Annotated in this window: 25 protein-coding genes; 21 read left to right on the top strand and 4 right to left on the bottom strand. The window is 47.6% G+C overall.

Annotation, left to right across the window (positions count from 1 at the left end):
- The first annotated feature begins 1 nt into the window (after nt 1).
- Genes RJ60_RS08185 through murC form a run of 3 tightly spaced genes read left to right on the top strand, consistent with a single transcriptional unit; the run spans nt 2 to nt 3,508 of the window.
- Nucleotides 2-1,111, top strand: coding sequence for an FtsW/RodA/SpoVE family cell cycle protein (locus RJ60_RS08185; protein ID WP_099829184.1), 1,110 nt, complete (start codon nt 2-4; stop codon nt 1,109-1,111).
- Entirely contained in the window at nt 1,098-2,168 is a 1,071-nt protein-coding gene (locus tag RJ60_RS08190) for a glycosyltransferase (RefSeq protein WP_099829185.1), read from the top strand. The genes RJ60_RS08185 and RJ60_RS08190 overlap by 14 nt, the downstream gene beginning before the upstream one ends.
- Nucleotides 2,165-3,508 carry a UDP-N-acetylmuramate--L-alanine ligase gene (murC, locus tag RJ60_RS08195; protein ID WP_099829186.1) on the top strand — a complete coding sequence of 448 codons (1,344 nt, stop codon included), beginning with the start codon at nt 2,165-2,167 and terminating at the stop codon, nt 3,506-3,508. Before RJ60_RS08190 ends, murC begins: the two co-directional genes overlap by 4 nt.
- Here murC and RJ60_RS08200 read toward each other — a convergent pair.
- Together RJ60_RS08200 and RJ60_RS08205 are read right to left on the bottom strand one after the other, a co-directional pair.
- A complete protein-coding gene (locus tag RJ60_RS08200; RefSeq protein WP_103134431.1) occupies nt 3,486-5,264 on the bottom strand; it encodes a TIGR03960 family B12-binding radical SAM protein in 1,779 nt (592 codons plus the stop codon). The genes murC and RJ60_RS08200 overlap by 23 nt on opposite strands.
- Complete coding sequence (locus RJ60_RS08205; RefSeq protein WP_103134432.1) at nt 5,264-6,262, bottom strand: M42 family metallopeptidase; 999 nt, start codon at nt 6,260-6,262, stop codon at nt 5,264-5,266. Before RJ60_RS08205 ends, RJ60_RS08200 begins: the two co-directional genes overlap by 1 nt.
- Nucleotides 6,263-6,428: 166 nt before the next feature.
- Between RJ60_RS08205 and RJ60_RS08210 the strand changes: the two genes are divergently transcribed.
- The 10 genes from RJ60_RS08210 (at nt 6,429) to RJ60_RS08255 (ending at nt 14,220) form a co-directional block, all read left to right on the top strand.
- Complete coding sequence (locus tag RJ60_RS08210) at nt 6,429-8,093, top strand: methylmalonyl-CoA mutase (protein ID WP_103134433.1); 1,665 nt, start codon at nt 6,429-6,431, stop codon at nt 8,091-8,093.
- A gap of 12 nt (nt 8,094-8,105) precedes the next feature.
- Nucleotides 8,106-8,501 carry a cobalamin B12-binding domain-containing protein gene (locus RJ60_RS08215; RefSeq protein WP_103134434.1) on the top strand — a complete coding sequence of 132 codons (396 nt, stop codon included), beginning with the start codon at nt 8,106-8,108 and terminating at the stop codon, nt 8,499-8,501.
- Complete coding sequence (gene meaB, locus RJ60_RS08220; RefSeq protein WP_103134435.1) at nt 8,498-9,358, top strand: methylmalonyl Co-A mutase-associated GTPase MeaB; 861 nt, start codon at nt 8,498-8,500, stop codon at nt 9,356-9,358. Before RJ60_RS08215 ends, meaB begins: the two co-directional genes overlap by 4 nt.
- Nucleotides 9,359-9,363: 5 nt before the next feature.
- A complete protein-coding gene (gene mce / locus RJ60_RS08225) occupies nt 9,364-9,771 on the top strand; it encodes a methylmalonyl-CoA epimerase (RefSeq protein WP_103134436.1) in 408 nt (135 codons plus the stop codon).
- A gap of 13 nt (nt 9,772-9,784) precedes the next feature.
- The gene (locus tag RJ60_RS08230; RefSeq protein ID WP_103134437.1) at nt 9,785-11,323 is read left to right on the top strand and encodes an acyl-CoA carboxylase subunit beta; all 1,539 of its coding nucleotides are present in this window, start codon (nt 9,785-9,787) and stop codon (nt 11,321-11,323) included.
- 10 nt (nt 11,324-11,333) lie between these two features.
- On the top strand, nt 11,334-11,684 hold the full coding sequence (locus tag RJ60_RS08235) for an OadG family protein (protein WP_103134438.1): 351 nt from the start codon (nt 11,334-11,336) through the stop codon (nt 11,682-11,684).
- On the top strand, nt 11,681-12,106 hold the full coding sequence (locus RJ60_RS08240; protein WP_103134439.1) for a biotin/lipoyl-containing protein: 426 nt from the start codon (nt 11,681-11,683) through the stop codon (nt 12,104-12,106). The genes RJ60_RS08235 and RJ60_RS08240 overlap by 4 nt, the downstream gene beginning before the upstream one ends.
- Nucleotides 12,107-12,203: 97 nt before the next feature.
- Nucleotides 12,204-12,662 carry a SprT-like domain-containing protein gene (locus RJ60_RS08245; protein ID WP_099829196.1) on the top strand — a complete coding sequence of 153 codons (459 nt, stop codon included), beginning with the start codon at nt 12,204-12,206 and terminating at the stop codon, nt 12,660-12,662.
- A gap of 74 nt (nt 12,663-12,736) precedes the next feature.
- A complete protein-coding gene (locus RJ60_RS08250; protein ID WP_243392248.1) occupies nt 12,737-12,976 on the top strand; it encodes a hypothetical protein in 240 nt (79 codons plus the stop codon).
- Entirely contained in the window at nt 12,973-14,220 is a 1,248-nt protein-coding gene (locus RJ60_RS08255) for a DNA polymerase IV (protein WP_258006235.1), read from the top strand. The genes RJ60_RS08250 and RJ60_RS08255 overlap by 4 nt, the downstream gene beginning before the upstream one ends.
- Here RJ60_RS08255 and RJ60_RS08260 read toward each other — a convergent pair.
- Nucleotides 14,137-14,544 carry a methylglyoxal synthase gene (locus tag RJ60_RS08260; RefSeq protein ID WP_103134441.1) on the bottom strand — a complete coding sequence of 136 codons (408 nt, stop codon included), beginning with the start codon at nt 14,542-14,544 and terminating at the stop codon, nt 14,137-14,139. The genes RJ60_RS08255 and RJ60_RS08260 overlap by 84 nt on opposite strands.
- 165 nt (nt 14,545-14,709) lie before the next feature.
- Between RJ60_RS08260 and RJ60_RS08265 the strand changes: the two genes are divergently transcribed.
- On the top strand, nt 14,710-14,964 hold the full coding sequence (locus RJ60_RS08265) for a hypothetical protein (RefSeq protein ID WP_258006232.1): 255 nt from the start codon (nt 14,710-14,712) through the stop codon (nt 14,962-14,964).
- Here the strand turns inward: RJ60_RS08265 and RJ60_RS08270 are convergent.
- Complete coding sequence (locus RJ60_RS08270; protein ID WP_103134442.1) at nt 14,955-15,671, bottom strand: hypothetical protein; 717 nt, start codon at nt 15,669-15,671, stop codon at nt 14,955-14,957. The two genes, RJ60_RS08265 and RJ60_RS08270, sit on opposite strands and share 10 nt — an antisense overlap.
- 77 nt (nt 15,672-15,748) lie before the next feature.
- On the opposite strand from RJ60_RS08270, the gene RJ60_RS08275 reads away from it, so the two are divergent.
- From RJ60_RS08275 to infB, 7 genes are all read left to right on the top strand, one after another.
- Nucleotides 15,749-17,263 (top strand): NAD(P)H-hydrate dehydratase, encoded by a 1,515-nt coding sequence (locus tag RJ60_RS08275; RefSeq protein WP_103134443.1) that lies wholly within the window; start codon nt 15,749-15,751, stop codon nt 17,261-17,263.
- Entirely contained in the window at nt 17,247-18,437 is a 1,191-nt protein-coding gene (locus tag RJ60_RS08280) for an RNA polymerase subunit sigma-54 (protein ID WP_103134444.1), read from the top strand. Before RJ60_RS08275 ends, RJ60_RS08280 begins: the two co-directional genes overlap by 17 nt.
- Complete coding sequence (locus RJ60_RS08285; protein ID WP_103134445.1) at nt 18,434-19,081, top strand: thiamine diphosphokinase; 648 nt, start codon at nt 18,434-18,436, stop codon at nt 19,079-19,081. The genes RJ60_RS08280 and RJ60_RS08285 overlap by 4 nt, the downstream gene beginning before the upstream one ends.
- Before the next feature lie 32 nt (nt 19,082-19,113).
- The gene (yfcE, locus tag RJ60_RS08290; RefSeq protein ID WP_258006233.1) at nt 19,114-19,599 is read left to right on the top strand and encodes a phosphodiesterase; all 486 of its coding nucleotides are present in this window, start codon (nt 19,114-19,116) and stop codon (nt 19,597-19,599) included.
- A 64-nt stretch (nt 19,600-19,663) separates the two neighbouring features.
- Entirely contained in the window at nt 19,664-20,290 is a 627-nt protein-coding gene (locus tag RJ60_RS08295; RefSeq protein WP_258006234.1) for an MBL fold metallo-hydrolase, read from the top strand.
- 13 nt (nt 20,291-20,303) lie between these two features.
- Entirely contained in the window at nt 20,304-20,630 is a 327-nt protein-coding gene (locus tag RJ60_RS08300; RefSeq protein WP_103134448.1) for a ribosomal L7Ae/L30e/S12e/Gadd45 family protein, read from the top strand.
- Between the two features lie 3 nt (nt 20,631-20,633).
- On the top strand, nt 20,634-22,718 hold the full coding sequence (infB, locus tag RJ60_RS08305) for a translation initiation factor IF-2 (RefSeq protein ID WP_103134449.1): 2,085 nt from the start codon (nt 20,634-20,636) through the stop codon (nt 22,716-22,718).
- The last annotated feature ends 105 nt before the right edge of the window (nt 22,719-22,823 follow it).

A 22,823-nucleotide genomic window follows, 5' to 3' on the forward strand; every position in this document is an offset into this window, starting at 1 on the left:
CATGAAGAGAACGTATCTGTTACTGGCACTGTATAGTAGCGTCTTTATTATCTTTGGATTTGTGTTCATTTACAGTGCCGGAATAAGTATGGAGGCAAGACATCCGGGAGTGACTGCTTCGGAGTTCCTTGAGACGCAGTTGATAGCTTTTGCAATAGGTCTGGCCGGCGCGCTGATAATCATCTACATGAAAGGCTCCTGGCATTTTAAGAGGGCCTTCACGGTTTATTACCCGCTTACACTTTTACTGCTTGTCGCAGTTCTCTTCTTTCCCGATAGGGGCGGCTCAAACAGGTGGATAGATATCGGAAGTTTCTCGCTCCAAATTTCGGAATTTTCGAAGATCTCCCTGCTGATAGTTCTAGCTAGATATTTCGGAGGGTTGAAGAAAAGGAACTTGGTGACGACGTTCTTGATTCCGCTGGGAATCCTCGCGCCAATCGCTATGCTCGTGTTTATAGAACCCGACCTCTCCACAACTGGGATACTGGTTGCGATCACTCTTGTTATGATGATAATCGGAGGAATAAAGCTGCGCTACATTGCGCTTGCGTTGCTCTTTGTGGTTATACTGGTGCTTGTTCTGTACAGCGGAGGGTTTATAGAGGATTATCAGATTCAAAGAATAACCTCTTTCCTTACTTCGATTACCGGTGAGGAACATGAGCAGGTCTCATATTCGCTGATGGCGATTTCATCCGGGGGCCTCACCGGAAAAGGGTTGGGAATGGGGCTTGTCAAGTATTACCTGCCGGTTAGCTACTCCGACTTCATATTCGCCGTCATTGGAGAGGAACTTGGCCTGTTAGGTCTTCTCTTGCTGATGTTCGCATATGTGGGGTTCATAAGGGAATTAATAGTTGCTGGCCTGAAGGGCTCCACTGCTCTCGAGGGGAAGCTTTACATAGTTGGGTTTGCACTATACGTGATGATTCAGGCTACAATCAATATTGCAGTCAATCTTGGACTCTTTCCTCCAACAGGTGTCACGCTTCCATTCGTTAGCGCGGGCGGTTCCTCGATGATGTCTCTGATGATAGGATACGGTCTTGTCTTCTCTATACTAATAGAGTCTAACGAAGAAAGGGAAAGAGAAGATGAAGAAGCTTAGGGTAGCTTTCTGCGGGGGAGGCACCGGCGGCCACTACTATCCCGCCGTTGCCATTTTGCATGAGCTTAGCAAATCTAGAGAGCTCGATCTGCTGTATTTCACAGTCTCAGGAAAGATCGACGACAGGAACGTCGAACAAGACTTCCCCGGGGCTAAGAGAGTACCTCTTAGGCTGACAGGCCTGAGAAGGCCACTCTACAATCCGGCAAATGCCGGAATACTTTTCTCGCACTTCAATACTGAACGCTACGTGAAGAGGCAGCTGAGCGAATTCTCTCCCGATTTTCTTTTCTCAACGGGAGGCTATGTATCCTACCCAGTTGTGAAGGCCGCTCATCAACTTGAGATACCGGTTTTCATTCACGAACAAAACTCCGTAGTCGGAATCGCAAACAAGAGGCTCGCCAAGTACGCAAGGCTTTTCTTCATCTCTTTTGAGGAAAGCAGGGAGGCTCTTGATATTCCCCAAGAGAAGATCGTGTCTTCGGGAAACCCGGTAAGGGAAGCAAGAGCCTCGAGAAGCGAAGTCTTCAAGAAATTCAGTCTTTCAGAGAAAAGTCCACTCATTGTCGTATTAGGTGGAAGTCTTGGATCAGAGACCATAAACAAGGTATTTGAGGAGCTTTACTGTGAAATGAGAGAGAGAAAGAAGGAATTGTCCTTTGTTCACTCGACAGGTAACGATGAGACGGCCCTATCACTACGAAGATTTCCATTTGTACGTCCTTACGCTTATATAGAGAACCTTACAGATGTAATAGCCTGTGCGGATCTTGTCGTGTCAAGAGGTGGGGCAACCACTATCGCAGAGCTACAGTATTTCGGAAGAAAGGGTATAATTATTCCGTGGCCCGGCGCATCTGAAAATCACCAATTTCATAACGCGCTCTCTCTGGAAAGAGTTGGACTGGGTTATGTTATACTGGAAGAGAAATTGACCTCCGCAGCTTTGAGCATTGCAATAGACGAAATGTTGCAAAAGGAAATCAGTTACAAACCTCCAAGAAGACCAGTTGAGATTGTGTTGGATAATATACTCCGGGAGGAATCGATTTGAAATATCACTTTATTGGCATTGGCGGAATTGGCATGAGCGCTCTGGCAATGCACTTAGCATCTGAGGGTGACCAGGTTAACGGATCGAACTATGAAGAGAATGAAAGAGTAGATTACCTTCGGTCGAAGGGCGTGAGTGTTTTCATTGGTCATTCCTATGAAAACCTTGAAAGTCCTGATATCGTTGTAAGAACAACGGCTATAAAACAGGGCAATCCCGAACTGGTCAAGGCGATTTCGAAGAGTATTCCAACGATATATCGAATGGAACTGCTTAAAAGCCTTCTTTCAAGAAACACCTCTCTCTGCGTAACGGGAACCGACGGGAAGACTACCACTACCGCTATGGTATCCAAAATACTTGTCGACTCGGGAAGGGACCCCACCGTCTTTTTGGGGGGAATCAACCCTCTCTTGAACGATGGGAACTACAGAAAAGGAAATGGTATTACAGTTACTGAGCTAGACGAAAGCGATGGCTTCTTTGCTTCCTTCAAGCCGGACTATGCGATTATCACCAACGTTCGGGGCGACCATCTCGAACACTATGATAATTCATTTGACAATCTCAAAAGCCACTTCAGATACTTCTCCAGAGGTGTCTGTAAGTTACTCGTGACAAATGCCGATGACCCCGTCTCCGAAAGGATATTCAAGGGAAGTCTCACTTTCGGGAGAGACAGAGGGCATTATCGCTTTTCGGATAGGACAACAGGAATAATGAATCAGACTTTCAGATGCTGGAAAGGCGATACAGATCTCGGCATTTTCAAACTGATGATCCCGGGCGAGTACAACGCTTACAACGCCACAGCAGCCGTTGCCCTAACTCATGAAATGGGAGTCCCAATTGAGTCGATCCGAAGCTCTATAGAGTCTTACAGATCTGTCGACAGAAGGTTCACATTCAGAGGTCTCGATGATTTCAGGAACCTTTTTTTCTTTGACGACTACGCACATACTCCAGATGAAATAAGCAGCACAATTAGAGGTGCTCGAGAATTCTTCCCCGGGAAGAACGTTATCGTCGTCTTCCAACCTCATAGATACTCCAGACTGGTCAGAGAAAACGGTCGTTTCGCAATGTCACTCAAGGATGCCAGTGAAGTCTGTGTTTACAAGCTCTACGAAGCTTATGAGAAGGGGGAGTATGCGATAGATGAGACCGAAGTTCTGAAGGGTCTCAGCAGCTACGGAGTTCCGGCGGTCCATGCGGTAAACTACACCGAGATACTCGAATGGCTAGAAAAGAAGAGAGACGCAGTAATACTCTTCCTTGGAGCGGGCGACATCACAGAGGCATCAAAAATGAGCGCCCTCAAACTCTGTGAAGCACATTAGCGACGTTTAGGGTTTGGCAAACTGCACAGCCGGTACAACCTTCCCATCTGCAATCGTCTGTAGTTTCTCCTCTCAGTGCTTTCTCGAATTCATCAATGAGAAACTGCTTCGAAATACCAACTGAAATGTGTTCCCAGGGAAGATCCTCTTCAAGGGTGAATCCTTTCATATAACTTTCAACATCTATTCCAGCATCTGCAAAGGCCTGCTGCCACAATGAGGCATCGAACTCTTCATTCCATTCATCGAAGATCGCTCCCGATCTGTAAGCCCTAAATACTGCTTCACCGACCTTTCTGTCTCCTCTGCTTAGAACTCCCTCGACCGTACTGCTCGAAGGATCATGGCTGCTGAACTGGATTCCTCTTCCGGAAACCCTTCTGAGAATACGAAGTTTTCTCTCTGCTTCCTCTCTGTTTATCTGTTCAGAGAACTGGAAAGGAGTATGTGGCTTTGGAATAAAGATAGCCGCAGAAACTGAGACCTCTCTGAAACCGACTGCTTTAACACGTCTCGCGAGCCTAACAATCTCCTGCAAATCTTCATCTGTTTCTGTGGGAAGCCCTACCATGAAATACAGCTTCACTCTCTGCCAACCGCTGTCTCTTGCCGCCTTCACTGCAGACATAAGATCGTCTTCCGAAACGTTCTTGTTAATCACGTTTCTAAGTCTTTGAGAACCGGCTTCGGGGGCGAAAGTCAAACCCGTCTTCCTTATGGAAGCAATCTTTGAAGCTATCTCAACTCCAAAGGAGTCTATCCTGGTGCTGGGCAAGGAAAGTGCAACTCTCTCGGGTTCGAGCAAAGGAAGAACCTCTTCTGTCAGAACATCGATCGAGGAGTAATCCATAGTGGACAACGAGAGAAAGGAAACTTCTTCATAACCCGTAGCTCCCAGGACTCTCTCCACAGATTTTTTGAGTTCCTCTACAGCTCGCTCTCTGACAGGTCTATAGATCATACCTGCCTGGCAGAATCTACAGCCCCGATTACAGCCTCGCATTACCTCCATAACAGCCCTGTCATGTACAGTTTTCATATAAGGGACGATGGGCTTGCCGTCAATCTCATAGCTGGATAAGTCGGAAATCACGGCTTTGACTACCTCTTTCTTCCCCAGCGAGGGAACATAGACCCCCTCAATCTCAGACAGAATTCTGAGGAGCTCTCCCCTTCTCCCCGATATAAGCAAGTCGATATTTTCCTTCACTGCCTTGCAGACAACCGGAGTTACGGCCTCTCCGTCTCCAATAACAAAGGCATCGAAGTAGTCTGCCATTGGCTCGGGGTTTGTCGAACACGGTCCGCCTCCAAGTACTATCGGCTCGATCGTTCTCTCTTTCTGAAGAACGGGAATACCTGCAAGATCTAGAAGAGCGAGGACGTTAGTGTATCCGAGTTCATATTGAAGAGTCAGACCGAGTATATCGAAATCTGAAGCCGGAGTATAAGTCTCTAGAGAGTACAGAGGGACTCCTGCGCTCCTCATCTGGTCGATCATGTCTTTCCATGGAAGGTAAGTTCTCTCCGCAAGAAAACCCTCGATTTCGTTGAGCTCCTTATATAATATCTTAAGTCCCAAGTGAGACATTCCAATTTCGTATGTATCTGGAAAAGCAAGAAGGATTCTCAGTCTGCCTTCGGGATTCTTCACTACGCGATTGAGCTCCTTGCCGATATACCGGCTCGGTTTTTCGACTCTGTGGAGGACTCCTGAGGAAACGAGCCACTTCCTGATAGACTCAGAACCGATCATCAGACTGTGAGCTCTGTGGAAAGAAGAAACATCAATCTCAGTAGATTGTCGTAATCCTCGATCGAAATGTACTCCGTCTCTGAATGTAAGTACCTAACGGCAAGCGCCAGGGGAACCATTTTGATTCCCTTCTGCTGGAAGGGAATCCCATCGGTGCCGCCTCCGGTTACCCCGACCTGGAGAGGTATCTCCTTCTCCTTCGCAAATTCCATCAAACGCTTTCCGAGACCGTAATCTCCCAGAGAGGAGGTGTCAGACATCCTGAGTACGGCTCCGTTCCCCGGTCTTACATTACCCGTAAGTCTTGAACAGCAGGCAAAGGAATCAACGGGAAAGAATAGGTTGGGCCTCAAGCGTTCTGAAAGGGCTCTAGATCCAATCAACCCAATCTCTTCCTGAACAGTCCAGGCAAGCACTATCCTTCTATTTAGGTTAACCTCAGAAAGCATATCTAACAGATCGAGGAGAGCAAGACAACCGGATCTATCGTCCAAAGACCTTACGGATACGTACTTGTCGTTGAGAATAGAGATCTGTTTTCTAAAAACGGCATAGTCGAGTACTTCTATTCCTAGACTCTCGGTTTCCTCTTTTGATGAGGTTCCCACATCTATCACGAGACTCTGCCAGGAAAGGTCTGGCTTCTCCCGAAGATGCGGAGGTGTCATCCCGATTACACCATCTATTGACTCACCTGAAGATGTTATCACGTCCAGGTGTCTGCCGACGAGAAGTTCGTCTGCTATCCCACCGATCTTCTTGAAGTTGAGAGTCCCATCTTCATTAACGCCGGTCACAAGCAGGCCTATCTCATCCATGTGGGCGGCGAAAGCGATAATCGTATCCCCGCTGCCGACCTCAACAATTACGTTCCCGAGATCGTCGATCGAAGCCTCCACACCTTCGGGAATCATCTCGATTATCTTGGCTCGAATCATCTCTTCTCGTCCGGTCATGCCGGGAACAAAAACAACGTCCGTCAATCTATCTAAATTCATGAAGCCACCTCCTCACCAATTATAGCCTAAGGCCGTGAGTATAGGAAGTTTGACTCACAAAGACGTTCAGGACGGTTATAATCGTAAATGGTAGCGTTTGACTGCAAACGATAATTGATCTATCTTCAAATCATCATATACGGACTTCATGAATGGAGGAGATTTTGTGAGCAATCGCGAGAGACTTCAGAAACTCAAAGACGAGTGGCAGAAGAAGAAAGTGATGCCTCTTCTAAAGAAATTCCCCGAAAGGAAGAAGGAGTTCAGGACTTCCTTCGATCAGAAGGTTGAGATTCTGTACACACCACCTGAGAAGGAAGAATACGAAGAGAAGGTTGGTTTTCCTGGTCAATATCCTTTCACCCGGGGAGTTCAGCCGACGATGTATCGGGGCCGTCTATGGACCATGAGACAGTATGCAGGGTTCGGGACTGCCGAAGAATCCAACAGAAGGTACAGATACCTCCTATCTCAGGGGCAGACAGGGCTTTCCGTTGCCTTCGACCTCCCCACCCAGATCGGCTACGACTCGGATGATCCGATGTCCGAAGGAGAGGTTGGAAGGGTTGGAGTTGCGATAGATTCGCTGGAGGATATGGAGACGCTGTTTGATGGAATCCCCCTCGAAAAGGTCAGCACATCCATGACAATAAACTCCACCGCTGCGATTCTCCTTGCGATGTACATAGCCGTGGGCGAAAAACAGGGTGTCGAAGCCTCGAAGCTTACCGGCACGATCCAGAACGACATTCTGAAGGAGTACATAGCAAGAGGAACTTATATTTTCCCGCCCGATTCATCTATGAGACTTATTACAGATATCTTTGAGTACTGCTCCAAGAACCTCCCAGATTTCAACACAATAAGCATCAGCGGGTACCACATAAGAGAGGCCGGAGCAAATTCCGTTCAGGAGATCGCTTTCACTCTTGCTGACGGAATAGCATACGTTCAGGCAGCAAGAGAGGCCGGCCTTGACCCCAACGTTTTCGGGAAGAGACTCTCATTCTTCTTCAACTCCCACAATGGTTTCCTCGAAGAGATAGCCAAGTTCAGAGCCGCAAGAAGACTGTGGGCTAAGATAATGAAAGAGAGGTTCGGCGTGACTGATGAAAAGGCAATGATGCTGAGATTCCATACTCAGACCGGTGGTTCGACGCTTACGGCGCAGCAACCAATGAATAACATAGTAAGGGTCGCATTTCAAGCTCTGGCTGCTGTTCTTGGAGGAACACAGTCGCTTCATACGAACTCTTATGATGAAGCTCTTGGCCTTCCAACGGAGGATTCAGTGACTATCGCCTTGAGAACACAGCAAATAATTGCCTCTGAAACAGGTGTTACGGACACAGTCGATCCATTGGGCGGCGCTTACTTCATTGAAGAGCTTACAAACACAATAGAAGAGAAGGCTCTTGACTACATTCAGAAGATCGACGATCTGGGAGGAATGGTCGAGGCCATCAGAACGGGCTTTGTGCAGAAGGAAATCCTCGACAGCGCCTACAGATACCAGGTTGCGATCGAAAACAAGGATCACATAGTTGTAGGCCTTAATGAATTTGCCGCCGATGAGGAACAAGAGAGAGACATCTTGAGACTTGACCCGGCTATAGAAGACCTGCAAAGAAAGAAACTCGAGGAGCTGAGAAAGAAGCGGGATGGCGGCGAAGTCCGGAACCATCTTGAGAAACTCAAGAAAGCAGCTCAGAGAAGCGATAACCTCATGCCCATAATAATCGATGCGGTAAGGGCATATGCAACTCTGGGAGAAATCGCAAACGCTCTTAGAGAAATCTTCGGTGAATACACCGAAGCCGTGATTCTTTAGAGAGAGGTGAACATGATGAACAAGATAAAGGTACTCGTGGCAAAGCCGGGGCTTGACGGACATGACAGGGGAGCAAAAGTAGTCGCCATGGCACTCAGGGATGCGGGAATGGAAGTCATCTACACAGGCCTTAGACAGTCTCCCGAATCCGTAGTAAAAGCTGCTTTGCAGGAAGACGTTGACGTAATTGGACTGTCTATACTTTCCGGGGCACATATGAGAATTTGCAGAAAGGTGCTGGAGCTTATGAAAGGAGCCGGAATCGGAAACAAACCTCTCTTTGTTGGAGGCATAATACCATCGGAAGATGCCGAAGAGCTTAGAAGGGCGGGAATTCTTGAAGTGTTTGGGCCAGGGACCTCTCTGAAATCGATAATCGAGAAGATAGAGGAAACGGTTAAGAAATGAAATCGATGGAACCGGCTAAGATTGACCAGCTAAGTGTCTCAAAGTCTTTGAGCTTAATTGAAAACAATACACATTCAGCGAGGGAGATGATTGGGGAGCTGCCCGAACGCGACTACTGCGTGATAGGCATAACTGGAAGTCCGGGGGCCGGCAAGTCTTCTCTCACCGACCGCCTTGTGTGCATTAGTGCCGAGGAAAAGGCCACTGCCGTTATCGCCATCGATCCGTCTAGCCCATTCACCGGTGGTGCCTTTCTTGGTGACAGAATCAGAATGAGACGGGCTACCGAGGATCCAAGGATCTTTGTGAGATCGATGGCCAGTCGAGGAAATGTCGGTGGACTTAGTCCTTCTATTTACAATGCAGTCGAATTTCTGGGCAGGAGCGGGTACGATCGGATCTACGTTGAAACAGTCGGAGCAGGCCAATCGGAAACCGATATAGCAAACCTTGCCGACATAGTCCTTCTGGTTCTTGCTCCTGGCCTAGGGGACGACGTTCAGACCATGAAAGCCGGTATTATGGAAATTGGCGACATATTTGTCATTAACAAGAGCGACCTCCAGGGAGCCGAACAACTTGCCTCCAGAACAAAAGCTATTCTCGAACTTTCTGGAAAGCGATTGCCAGTTCTGAAAACCGACTCGATTAAGGGCAGTGGCGTGAAGGAACTCTTCAAAAAGATAGAGGAGGTGCTGGCCGACTTCGCGAACTCCGGAAGACTGTCAGCAAGGCGAAACAAGCGTAACCTTTACAATAACTTGAACAGCGCGTACCAGATAATAAAGGAACACTACGCCGAAAATGATAAACTTGAAGAACTAATAAGGTATCTTCTTGAGAATATCGGGAGGTAATCAGATTGAAATCCAATAGGATAGACCACATTGGCATAGTCGTTAAATCGATCGAAGAGAGGCTTTCCGTTTACAGAGATCTTCTGAAACTCGAAGTCGCTGGTATCGAAGAGCTTCCTGACCGAGGGCTGAAGGTTGCCTTCATAAAGGTTGGCGACACAAGGATCGAACTTCTGGAACCGCTATCTGAGAATAGTCAGATATCCAAGTTCCTGGAAAGCAGAGGAGAAGGCATTCACCACATCGCCTTCCGTGTTGACGATGTTGAAGCCGCAATTGAAGAGGCTGTTTCACTGGAACTCAAACCTCTCTCAAGAGAGCCTGAGTCGGGAGCCGGTGGAACAAAGATAGTCTTCCTCCATCCAAAGAGCACAGGAGGAGTTCTGATGGAACTCGTTGAGGGACATCACTGAGGGGGTGATAGATATGGCCGGTAGACTTGAAGAGTTTTTCGAGAAGAACGATAAGATTATCCTTGGCGGCGGCCAAGAAAAGATCGAAAAACAGCATGTGGCGGGCAAGCTCAGTGCAAGAGAGAGAATAGATATTCTCTGCGATGAAGGTAGCTTCGAGGAATTCGACCGATTTGTAAGGCACAGGGCAACGAGTTTTGGACTCGCAGATAAGGAGTTCCCAGCAGATGGAGTTGTTACTGGAATCGGAACGGTAAACGGGAGAAAGATCGCAATCTTCTCTCAAGACTTCACCGTACAGGGCGGCTCTCTGGGGGAGATGCATGCAAAGAAGATTATGAAGGTTCAGGATATGGCCATGAAACTCGGCATCCCAATCGTTGGGATAAATGACTCCGGTGGAGCGAGAATTCAGGAAGGCGTTGATTCACTATTCGGTTACGGAGGGATCTTCCACAGAAACACTCTTTCTTCGGGGGTCATTCCGCAGATAACCGTCGTCTGTGGACCGTGCGCAGGAGGAGCAGTGTACTCACCTGCGATAACAGACTTCATAGTAATGACGGACAAGACCTCCCAGATGTTTATCACAGGTCCTCAGGTGATCAAGGCAGTAACCGGCGAGGATACTTCGATGGAGGAATTGGGAGGAGCTCTGGTGCACAACACCAAGAGCGGAAACGCTCACTTTTTGGCCTCAGACGATGAGAAAGCGATGCTGCTAGTCAAGACGTTGCTGGATTATCTTCCTCAGAACAACGCCGAAGAGCCGTCAAAAACCGAGTCGATTCCTGGCAACCCTGTTGAAGAACTCCGGGATATCGTCCCCGAAAACCCAAAGCAGTCATATGACGTGAAAAGGGTGATCTCACTCGCTGTAGACGAAGGCCGGTTCCTTGAAGTGCACGAGCAATACGCTAAGAACATGGTAATTGGATTTGCGAGAATCGGTGGCAGGTCTGTGGGAGTAGTGGCGAACCAACCGTCTGTCTTTGCAGGCTCTTTAGACATAAACGCCTCCGACAAAGCTGCCAGATTCATAAGATTCCTGGATGCCTTCAACATTCCGATAATAACCTTCGTGGACACGCCGGGATTCCTCCCCGGAGTCTCTCAGGAGCATGGCGGGATAATCCGTCACGGGGCGAAACTACTCTACTCCTACAGCGAGGCGTCCGTTCCCAAGATCACATTGATCCTGAGGAAGGCCTATGGCGGAGCTTACATAGCCATGGGAAGTCAGCATCTTGGCGCCGACATCGTCTACGCCTGGCCTGGAGCTGAAATTGCGGTCATGGGGCCTGAGGGCGCAGCGAATATCATCTTCAAGAGAGAAATCAACGCTTCAGAACAGCCGGAAAAGACTCGACAGGAGAAGATTACCGAGTACAAGGAGACATTTGCAAATCCCTTTGTGGCAGCCGGGAGAGGCTATATCGAATCAGTAATTGATCCGGCCGTCACCAGAATCGAGATAATAAAAGCTTTGGAAACGCTGGATACAAAAGTCGAAGGAAGACCGTCAAAGAAACACGGTAATATACCGCTATGAGGTGTGTTTGATGGAGGAATATGTTCAGATTACCATAATAGGCATAGGAATCGTATTCCTGGCGCTGGCAATGCTTTATGTGATTTTCAACATTCTCGGTCGTCTGCTATCGAAGGAACAGACCAACGTAGTGAAGGCCCTCGTTCCAAAACCAGTCCCCACAAATATATCCGGAGGGCCGGAGAAACAAGACGGCGATGAAGGAGAAGTCATCGCCGCAATAACTGCAGCAGTAACTTCATTCATGGGTCATAGCAACTTCAAAGTCAGAAGCGTTGCCTCCGTTCCCGTTGCGGCAGCTTCGCTTTGGAAACGTCGTGAACCAACCGCCTACTGGAAAGTGAGGAGGAGCAGGAATTGAGAAGATTCATAGTGAAAGTTAACGGCAAAGAATATAACGTCGAGATTGAAGAGCTTTCTTCTGTAAACGATTCTGGTTCGGGCGGAGCAATTCAGAAACCCGACACACGCCAAAAGGTCGAATCTGCAACTCGGCCCAGGCAGGAAGCGAGAGTCGAGGAAGCTCCGAAACCGGTCGGGCCAGCCAAAGAATCCAGTGGATCGGAAGACGAAATCAATATACTGTCGCCGATGTCGGGCACGATCATCGAGGTACTCGTTTCGACAGGAGATTCAGTCTCTCCAGGGCAGAAAGTAGTGATTCTCGAAGCAATGAAAATGGAGAACAGCATACTTTCAGAGAACTCGGGTACCGTCAAAGAAGTGAGGGTCAGAAAGGGAGATAACATAGACGCAGGCGAAATAATGATAGTTCTAGCATAGGGGCGGTGATCATCGCTCCTATGTTTTTATGTAATATCGTCTTCCGCAGCTTAGCTCTTGATTTTCTCCACAATCGACGGCATTGAAAGGAGACAGAATGGATTCAGCAAATAGGAATCTGGCAACCAAGGCTAGAGAACTCTCTTTGAAGGCTTTCGGGGTCTTTCCAGACATTCCCTTTTCCTTCAACTCCAGATTGAAGAGAATTCTCGGGAGACTAGTTTACTCGAGGAATCGGGGAACGCTTACTCCGCTAAGGATTGAGATTTCTTCTTCTATCTCGGAAAACGAAGAGCTTCTCAAAAAGACCCTGTTGCACGAGTTGTCGCACTTCTACCTGATGACAAACGATAGGGATTTCTCACATGGTTCACCGGAATTCAAGAAACTGGCTGAAGAGCTGGATTTCGATATCGTAGCCGAGTACGAGGGACTTCCGGTACACAGATGGGTGTGTTCCGTTTGTAAGAAGACAGTTGCCCTCTCCTTCAACCGCAGAGAGAAAAAGGGTCTATCTTCCTGCTGTAAAGCCCCGATAGAACTTCAGGAAAAATAATCGAATAAACACTTGCCTTTCTAGAAATTCATCTGTTATAATAATTTATACCTAATATCTAAGTGGTGATATTTATGAAAGCCTATAAGAAGCTCACGAAGGTGCTTGTATACTTTCACGGAGATTATTTTGTGCCGGTAAGGTTCAGTTACGATGGTATAAAAATAGTTGTGAATGCCGTTACCTCCTTCTGGGTGGAGGCCGTGGGGACTCAGAAAATCTATCATTTCTCAGTAATGACCACACTTGGAGCTTACAATCTTGAATTTGACGAAGATGCGAAGAAATGGTACAGCTATCTTCTTGGAGGGTGATTGCTTTGAAAGGAATTCCTTACGTATCGCACATAGATATGGACGCGTTTTTCGCAAGCATTGAGCAGGCGGCAAATCCGACTCTTAAAGGTAAACCGATCGCCGTAACAGGGATTGGAAAGCGGCATTCCGTTGTGACTTCGGCGAGTTACGAGGCAAAGAGACTTGGCGTTAAATCGGGAATGGCCTTCTTCGAAGCCGTAAAGCTTTGCCCCGACTTGATTGCCGTCGGAGTGCAGTCAAAGAAGTACGGTTATATATCGAAAGAGATAATGAAGATGCTGACATCCGTCTCGCCTAGGGTTATGGTTGCGAGCGTAGACGAGGCTTACATAGATCTCAGCTTTCATACTAAACTGGAGGAGTCGATTAACAGATTCATTTCCTTTAAGAGAGATTTGAAGGAGAGATTCGGAATAACCGCCTCGGTTGGAATCTCGGTAAATCCGATCATATCTAAAATCGCCAGTGATTACTCCAAGCCAAACGGATTCGTAGTGGTCAAAGACGGCATGGAAAGAGAGTTCCTGAATGAGATACCCGTAAAGGACGTTCCGGGAATCGGGAAGCACACGTTGATAAAGCTCGAATCCATGGGATACAAAATGACAGGTGAGCTTTTGGAAGGGTTGGAAAAGTCTCCCATGGATCTGTACACGATGTTTGGAAATGCCTTCATGGGATTTCTGCAAAGCCTTACTAAAAACCGGTTTTCAAGGAAGGAGTTTTTCAAAGAAGAGAGACCGAAGTCCGTGGGTCATTCTATGACGCTATCGGGTGATATTAATGATTTCGATCTTATCGTGAGAGTAACAAACTTCCTGTCGGCAAGGGTAATCTACAGACTTGGGAGATACAAGATGGAAAGCTCAGGGGTCAGCCTGTTCCTAAGATATGCTGACAGGAGTTCAAAGGCTCTTTCAAAGAGGCTGAACTTCACGATATCCTCGATCAAAGACATGACGGAGATCACCCCGTGGCTTATTAGTTCAATCTGGAACGGAACGGCCGTCAGAGCTATCGGAATATCCTGTTGGGCCCTTAGTGAAAAGAAAAATCAAAGACAGCTATCCCTATTTGAAAAGGAAAGAGAACTGCTCGAAACCGTGCTGGAAATAGAGAGGAAATTCGGAGAATACTCGATATTTCCGGGAAATATACTATTCCTCCCCGATATCAGAAAGCTTGAGAAACCTTCTGATCTCCATTACCAGGGCTTCTGCCGTCGCGAGGTTAGTTGCTAACGGTTTGTTATGAACATCACACACTCTTAGAAGGGCGCTCACATCAGGCTCATGGGGTTGTGCGGTGAGCGGATCTCTTAAAAAGATGACGAAGTCTATCTCGTCATTGGCTATGAGAGCGCCTATCTGGAGGTCACCACCCAGCGGGCCGGACTTGAATGAAGTGAGCTCCAATTTGACTTTCTCCCTGAGGATATTGCCCGTAGTGCTGGTTGCAAAAAGGGTGCACTCTCTGAAGACATCGACGTGCTCTCTGACGAACATTATCAGATCGATCTTTTTCTTGTCGTGAGCTATCAAAGCTACTCGTGGTTTTTCAGCCATGGCTACCTCCGTTTTTCAACAAGAAGATGATAACATATTCCGCCCACTGAAACTCCTGGCGGCTAGCCGAGGTGAATTGATCTGTCCCTTTCATTCAACGAGATAACAATATACGGACAAGCCACTACGGACCCGGAATCGACTGTGCGGGGCGGATTCTTCAAGGTGAGGATATGCGTATACAGGAGTGGGGGAGAAACCGAAGAAATCTTTGACATTCGTTTCGATGAAAGAGAATCGAAAAGGGTATTCGCGGAAATCTACAGAGGTTGCTATCTGCTTATCAGGGGCGAAATAAGAGTTACAAAGAGCCTTCACGTAAAACTCAAGGACTTCACCGTGACGACAAGACCCTACGACAGAGATCTCGATATCGACATACCGAGAATACTTACACGGATCAAGAGCGATTACTTCTGAAAAGTCTCGTAATACTTGCCTCTAAGATCGGTGAAGATAGATCTGTCCACCACTGTCTTGAATTCGTCAACCTCCAAGAGAAGATACTCGTCACCGACTCTATCGGTTATCTTCACATACTCAATCTTCGGGAAGTGGCCCTCTCTCCTCAAAAAGGAGACGTGAATATGCATGAGATTAGGGAGATAGCCCCCTCCGCTGAGAAGTCCAAGCAACCTTAATCTCTGTTCAGACGGATCGATCATGTAAACTCGTCTTTCTTCTTCCGTTATAACACTCCAGGTGAAGTTGGAAGACTGGAGAAGACCTTCGAAGAACTGATCGAGAAGGCTGCTCATCAGATTAGTCTGATAACTTGATCTGTATTGCTTCCAAGCCTCCTCCCTAACGACACTAAAAGTCACTTCTTCCCTTGAAAGATATACAAGAGCTATCTGACTCAACTCTTCCGGCTCGAAAAACTCTATATAGAGATCTTCGCCACCAGCTATGATAAGCCTTACCTTCATTTCGAGATCATTATACCCATTATCGGGAGACTCGGTATCTACCAGATGAAAATGCACCTTCAAAAGCGTATCTATGTCACCAGAATCGACAACCTGCTGGATGAAGAGAGTAAGATCATCGTAGGCGCCGTCCGAAGCAAAGGACAATGCTCCGGCCAGCAGACAAAACAGTATAATTGCAATCGCGGGAAGCTTCATCTTACTCACCTCTTCGCGAGATTATAACATGCGAGGAATTCGAAAAAAATGATAAGATCTGATTGAGGGGTGATGATTTGAAGGTAGCATTTCCCGCTCAGATGAGGGAGATCGATCAAAGAATAATAGACAAGGGAGTACCTTCACTGCTCCTGATGGAGGAGGCGGCTCGCAGCGTTTACGAGGAGATTGCAGACCTCAATATCTGCAAAGCCGCGATTCTGTGTGGAGGTGGCAACAACGGCGGTGACGGCTTTGCAGCGGCCAGGCTAATGCATGCCGCAGGCATCGACGTAACGGTTGTTCAGTGCTATGCTCCTACAACCGATGACTGTAAGACAAACGCTACAATATACGTCTCTCTTGGAGGCAAAAGTGTAAAGCTCGAAGAAGAGTCGATAGTTGGCGACTTGCTTGCCGGATCCGATATAGTGGTCGATGCGATTTTTGGAACGGGCTTTCACGGTAGTCTTGAGGAGAAGGTTGTTTCTCTGTTCGAGTACGTTAATCGTCTCGATACTTACAGACTGGCTGTTGACATTCCTTCGGGAGTCTCCGGTTACAACGGTAGCGTGTCCAGAAACTGTTTCAAAGCTGATAAGACAGTGACCTTCGGTCTAGCGAAAACCGGTCATTTTCTCTATCCGGGGCGCGAATTTTGCGGTAAGGTTGTTGTAAGAAGCGCCGGCTTCCACAGAAGCATTATGGATTCTCTCGCCGATTCAGAAGTTATAGACGATGAGATGGCTTCAGAACTTCTTCCGGAGAGAGCTCGCAACAGCTACAAGGGAAGCTACGGCTCTGTTCTTGTTGTTGGAGGAAGCGAAGTCTACACAGGGGCGCCATTCTTAGCAGCCATAGGAGCCTTCCGGTCGGGTTGCGGGCTTGTATACACGTACACTCCTAAAGGCTCTGCAAACGTTATCCGAAACAACTTGCCTGAGGCGATTGCCATGATAAGCAGCGGAGATACTCTCGTCCCAAGAGATGTCGATTACCTTTCAGAAGCTATCGATAGGATTGACAGTATCGTGCTCGGTCCTGGCATTGGAAGAAGTGAAGGGAGCATCGAGTTCGTATTGAAGTTCCTGAAATCCTTCCCGGAGAAGAAATTTGTTGTGGATGCTGATGCGCTGTTTGCACTCGTGAATGATCTCTCGATCTTGGGTCGATCGCGAAATGTACTCATTACTCCTCATATCGGAGAGTTCGCTCGCTTGAATGAAGGAAGAACAGATCTTGCTTCCTTCATTGAGTTCTGTTCACGCCTAAGTATGAACGCCATCCTTAAGGGAGCTTCATCTGTCTTTTGCAATGAGAATGGAAGGATAATTATCAACACAGCCGGGAGCACGGCTCTCGCAAAAGCCGGGAGCGGTGATTTGCTGGCAGGAACTATCGCTGGATTTGCTGCGCAGACAGGCGATCTGGAACGCTCCGGCGTTCTCGGTATGTACTTGATGGGAAAAGCGGCCGAACTGTCAGATCTCTGCGAACCGTGCAACTCGGCGTCAAAGATCTCTGAATCTTACTCGCTCGTATTTGAGCATTTGAGAAAGATGGAGAGAAGGCTTCATGGAACTCGGCCATAACATATCGCAACGGTTAGAGCAGAAGCTTGGCCTTTCGCTCAAGGCTCAGCAGGCTCTCAAACTCCTTCAGCTCAATTCACTGGAAATCTCTGCTGAGCTTGAAGAGATCGTGCAAGCAAATCCTCTTCTGGAAATGAAAAGAGAGGACTACGAGCTTATTGAAGACATAGGGGATTCCGAAAAAGAACCTGAGGATGAGGAGAATACGGATGGAGGCGACTTTTACTCGCTTCCTGCAAGCAACTCAATATATATGAAATCCGAGAGCACCGATCGAGACGGTTGGGACTTTGACAGAATCGAGGCCCAGCAACCGACCTTCAAAGAGATTCTGAGAGATTTTGGCTTCTATATCCTGGACGATGACCAGTTCTGTCTCTTCGAAGTATTGCTCGACAATATGGACGACCTCGGCATGCTAACAGCAGAACTGAAAGAGATTGCCGACCTGAACAATTGCTCTATAGAAGAACTTTCAGCAGTAATTTCGATAATGAGGGATTCAGGCTTTGACGGCGTCTTCGCTTCCAGTCTGAAAGAACTCGAAGCTCTCATAGGCCCCGGTCTCTTCCCGTCTTCGGGATACAGCGACGGCGCATTTGTCAGGTACGTGGAGCCTGATCTTTACATTGAATTTCTGGATGAGAAGTTCATAGTTACCGTTAGAGACTACTCACTCGTCCTGAATGTAGACCCATCATACGAGGAGATTCTCCAGTACGGCGAGAAGATTGCTAGAAAATACATAGAAGAGAAGCTTGAGGAGGCAAAGTTCTACATAACTGCCCTCGAAAGGAGAAAGGCCACCCTTATCACAATAGGCAATGAAATAGTGATGAGAAACGCACCCTTCCTCTTGAAAACGAGCGACAAGATCAGGCCCCTGAAGATGAATGTGATTGCTGACAAGATAGGGGTTGTGGTCTCTACAATTAGTCGCGCCGTGAAGGATAAGTTTGTCCAGACACCGGTAGGAACCTTCCCGATAAGGTATTTTTTCGGTAATGTACAAGAGAAGGAACAAGCACTGGAAGTGATTGCGGAGATTGTGAAAGAGGACCCCGGAATTTCCGATTCACAGCTTGTGGTTGAGCTAAAGAATAGGGACATCTGCATTGCAAGAAGAACTGTCAACAAATATAGAAACCAGCTGGGATTAGGAAAAACGAAATGATAAGAAAAGCTGTGTTGTTTGTCGGTGGGCAGTACATTTCTTCAACAGAATTCTACTTGAGGAAGCTACATGAGACTCCTTTTGTAGCAGCGGCAGATTCGGGTGCCGAGACGTTGAAGCGTTTCGGAATTCATCCTCACCTTCTTGTGGGCGACATGGATTCTATAAGCGAAAGCACTCTTTCCTGGTGCAGAAGTGAGGGTTCCCTTGTCTTGATATACCCGCCTGAAAAAGATGATACAGATACTCAGATCGCGCTTCGGGCCCTTGAAGAACGGGGCATAGCGGAGGTGGAGATCTTCGGCGCCACAGGTCTGCGCCTCGATCACTTCATGGGTACTCTTGCTTCGATCTATGGTGCGCGGAACTCCTTGAAAGCAACAATAGTGGAGGATAGTGTAGAGATCGGAATGGTATCCAAAGAGCTTATCTCCACAGTAGAACTAGGCGAGACCTGGTCTCTGTTCCCCTTCGGAGGACAGCCGACCATGATCAGTCTAAAGGGCTTCAAATACCCTTTGAGAGATGCCTTTCTTGAGTACGGGAACCCACTTGGAGTTTCAAACGAGACAATAGAAAGAGAAGTACAGATTCTCTGCAAAGGAGGTACCGCCCTATACTTCAGATGGTTGAAAGAGCGATAGTAATATCCGACACGCATGGTTCGTTGACGAGAGTGAAGAAAGTACTTACTGAAGTGGACGAAAACACTCTCGTTATTCACTGCGGGGACTATCTCTATCACGGGCCGAGAAACCCTCTGCCAGAAGGCTACGATCCCATGGCGCTTGCCGATTTTCTAGGGAAATTGTCCAACAGAATCATTGGAGTTAGGGGAAACTGCGATAGCGAAATTGATCTATCGCTGGTCGGTCAGGAAGATGCTCCAAGCGCCCGTTCTCTGTTGATAAACGATCTCGAACTATTCGTAACGCACGGTCACAAGAACTACCGCTTTCCCAACGATCGCGGTTTGGTGATATCCGGTCACACTCACATCTCGCGACTCTTGAGCAATGATGGCCTGATCTTCCTCAATCCCGGGAGTCCCTCATTGCCTAAGGATGAAACGGGAGGTTCATACGGAGTAATCGATTTCAGAAAGCAAACTGTGTCTCTCAAGAATCTCGAAGGACTGGAGCTTCACGTGTTACCCTTCTAGGAGCGCGAATCTTCCCTAAACATGTTACTGAACCCATGATATAATAAATATCTGGGTGATGAATATGGTTTTGAGATGGCATGGACATTCGTGTTTTTCGCTTGAGTGCGATGGAAAGACTCTTCTAATCGATCCCTTCGATGAGGGAGTCGGTTATGATATGCCCGCGGTGAAGCCGGACATTATTCTGGAATCCCATCAGCACCATGATCATAACGCGCATGATCGATTCCAATCCGGATATGTTCTAGTCAACACGCCCGACAGCAGAAACGTATATGGCTTTGCAATAACGGGTCATTCGGTTTTTCACGATGACGTTCAGGGCAAGAAACGCGGCAAGAACATCGTTTTTGAAATCACAACTCCGGATGGTTTCAGGGTCGTTCATTGCGGAGACCTCGGCCACAGATTGGATTCGGAAATGATCGAGGCGTTGAAGAATCCAGATGTTCTCCTAGTACCTGTTGGCGGCGTCTACACAATCGATGGCGGATTGGCACGAGAACTGACGAGAGACCTCGCTCCGTTCTGTGTAATTCCTATGCATTTTAAGACAGAAGACCTGACTTTCGAGCTGGGGAAGGTCGAAGAGTTCCTTGCAGGCGATCCCTTCGAACAACTCGACGAACTAAGACTTGAAGAAAAGGCCGACACGGGAACCAGAATAGTCGTCCTCAGATATCATTGATCGAGGGCATAATATGGATGAAAAGAGAGTTCTATCTCTCCTAGGAATAGGCAGAAGAGCAAACAAGGTTGTGTTTGGTAAAGAGCAACTTAGGGGTTATTTGAGGCAGCCGTTAAGAAGAAAGTTTCTCATTCTGGCTTGCGATACCAGCGATTCGATAAAGGAAGACTGGGTTAAGAGATGCAAGAGCCACGGGGCAAGCTGTATTCTTCTCAAAGAACACGACCGCATCGCTCTGGGAAAGGCCATCGGCAAAGACAACATCTCTGCAGTGGCAGTTGCCGATGATGGCCTTGCAGAGGAAATCTCAAAGATAATGACACAGGCGGGAGGTGACTGAGCTATGCCAAAAGCCAGAGTGTACGCACTTGCTAAGAGACTTAACATAACGGCAAGAGAGCTGCTGGACGAACTTGAGGAGCTCGGTGTTACCGTCAAGAACCATATGTCCGTTCTTGACGAGGAGACCGTTAATATCATCGCTGGTCTCTATGAGGAAGAAAAGAAGGAGCTCTTAAGGAAGGTCGAAAAGGCGAAGAATAAGATTCAGGAGAAAGAAGTAAAGAATCTTGAAAAGAAATTAGTCTCGAAAGAGGAGCCAGGGACCGAGAAAAAAACTCCGGTTGAGCATAAAGTAAGAACGATCAAGCTGAAGAGCAACGAATTCAAGCTCGACATACTCGCCAAGAAGATGAACGTTCAGATCTCCAAGGTGATAAAGGATCAGTTCATGAACGGGATAATACTTCGCCCCGGCCAGATTCTCTCGCTTGAAGACGCGGTGAAAATTGCCAAGAATTACGAATGGGAAGTGGAGCTGGTTCATGAAGAAGAGATGAATCCCTTTGAGAGCATCGCGAGTTCTTACGCAGAATCTTACAAAGAAAGCTCAAGACTGGTTCAGAGGCCCCCGGTCGTCACGGTTATGGGGCACGTTGACCATGGGAAGACTACGCTTCTCGACAGAATTAGAAAGGCCAAGGTCGCCGAAGACGAAATCGGAGGCATTACCCAGACAATAGGTGCTTACCAGGTCGAGATAAGAAACAAGAAGATCACGTTCATTGATACGCCCGGGCACGAGGCATTCACCGAAATGAGAGCGCGCGGAGCTCAGGCAACGGATATCGTAGTTCTTGTTGTAGCGGCCGACGACGGTGTTATGCCGCAGACTATAGAGGCTTATAACCACGCGAAGACAGCAAATGTGCCCATAATTGTCGCGATAAACAAAATAGACAAACCAAACGCAAACATAGACCTCACGAAGCAACAGCTCGCCTCGAAGCTTGGCCTCGTTCCTGAAGACTGGGGCGGGGACACTGTAACAGTTCCTGTATCTGCGAAAACAGGCAAGGGCGTTGAGGATGTTCTTGAGATGATCCTTCTTGTAGCCGAAGTAGCAGATGTGAAGTGCATTCCCGAAGGAAACGCAAGAGGAATCATTATTGACTCAAGAATGGACAAGGCCGTAGGTCCCCTGGCAACTCTCGTTGTAAAAGACGGGATTTTAAGACCTGGCGACTACGTTGTTGCCGGTTCTGCCTCAGGCAGAGTGAAGGCATTGATTAACGAATACGGGAAGCGAATCAAAGAAGCCCATCCTTCAGATCCTGTGCAGATTATTGGCTTCGACGAGGTTCCCGATGTCCACAGCGTTGTGTACGCGGTTGAAAACCTTGATACTTCAAGATCGCTTGCCGAATACGCAAAGAATAAGGCTCAGAAAGAAAAATCCGTTACCACCAGGCACCATATCAGGCTTGAAGAATTCCTCTCAACGACTGGCAACACTGACGAGAAGAAGGATCTCAATGTGATACTGAAAGCCGATTCCTTCGGCACAGTCGAGGCTCTGAAGCAGGCCTTGGCCAAGCTAGAGAATAACGACGTCAGGATTGAGGTCGTCCATTCTGGTATCGGCTCTGTAAATTCGAGTGACGTAATGCTGGCATCTGCCTCCGATGCCGTAATAATGGGCTTCAAAGTTAAACCCGATGCCCAGGCAAGAAAACTGGCAGAAGTTGAGGGCGTACAGATCAAAGTTTACGAGATCATCTTTAACTTGATAGACGACCTCAAGAAAGCCCTTGAGGGTCTCCTAGAACCCGAGGAAGTCGATGAAGTGATCGGCCATGGACACATAAAGCAGTTGTTCAGAATCAGTAAAGTTGGAACTATAGCCGGTGTTCAGGTGGACGATGGGCACGTGCTTAAGAAAGGCAGGATGAGAGTATACAGAAAGAACGAGGAAATTGCAGACGTAGCGATCGAAGTGCTCAAGCATTACAAAGACGATGCGAGCAGGGTAGATGCCCCAATGGAGTGCGGAATAAAGGCGCTCGGCTTTGATGACTTCCAGGAAGAAGATCAGCTTGAATTCCACAGCAAGAAGAGCGTGAAGAGAACAATAGATTTTACCGAATAAGTCCTTTGATAGATGAATGAGGTCCCTTGATGGGGCCTTTTTTTTGGAAAAAACGAGGTTGCGGGGTGTGCGCACGTCCAGCTAAGGCAAGAATGTTCAGTGGGA

The sequence above is a fragment of the Mesotoga sp. B105.6.4 genome, assembly GCF_002896535.1.
In the GTDB taxonomy this organism is placed as follows: Bacteria; Thermotogota; Thermotogae; order Petrotogales; family Kosmotogaceae; genus Mesotoga.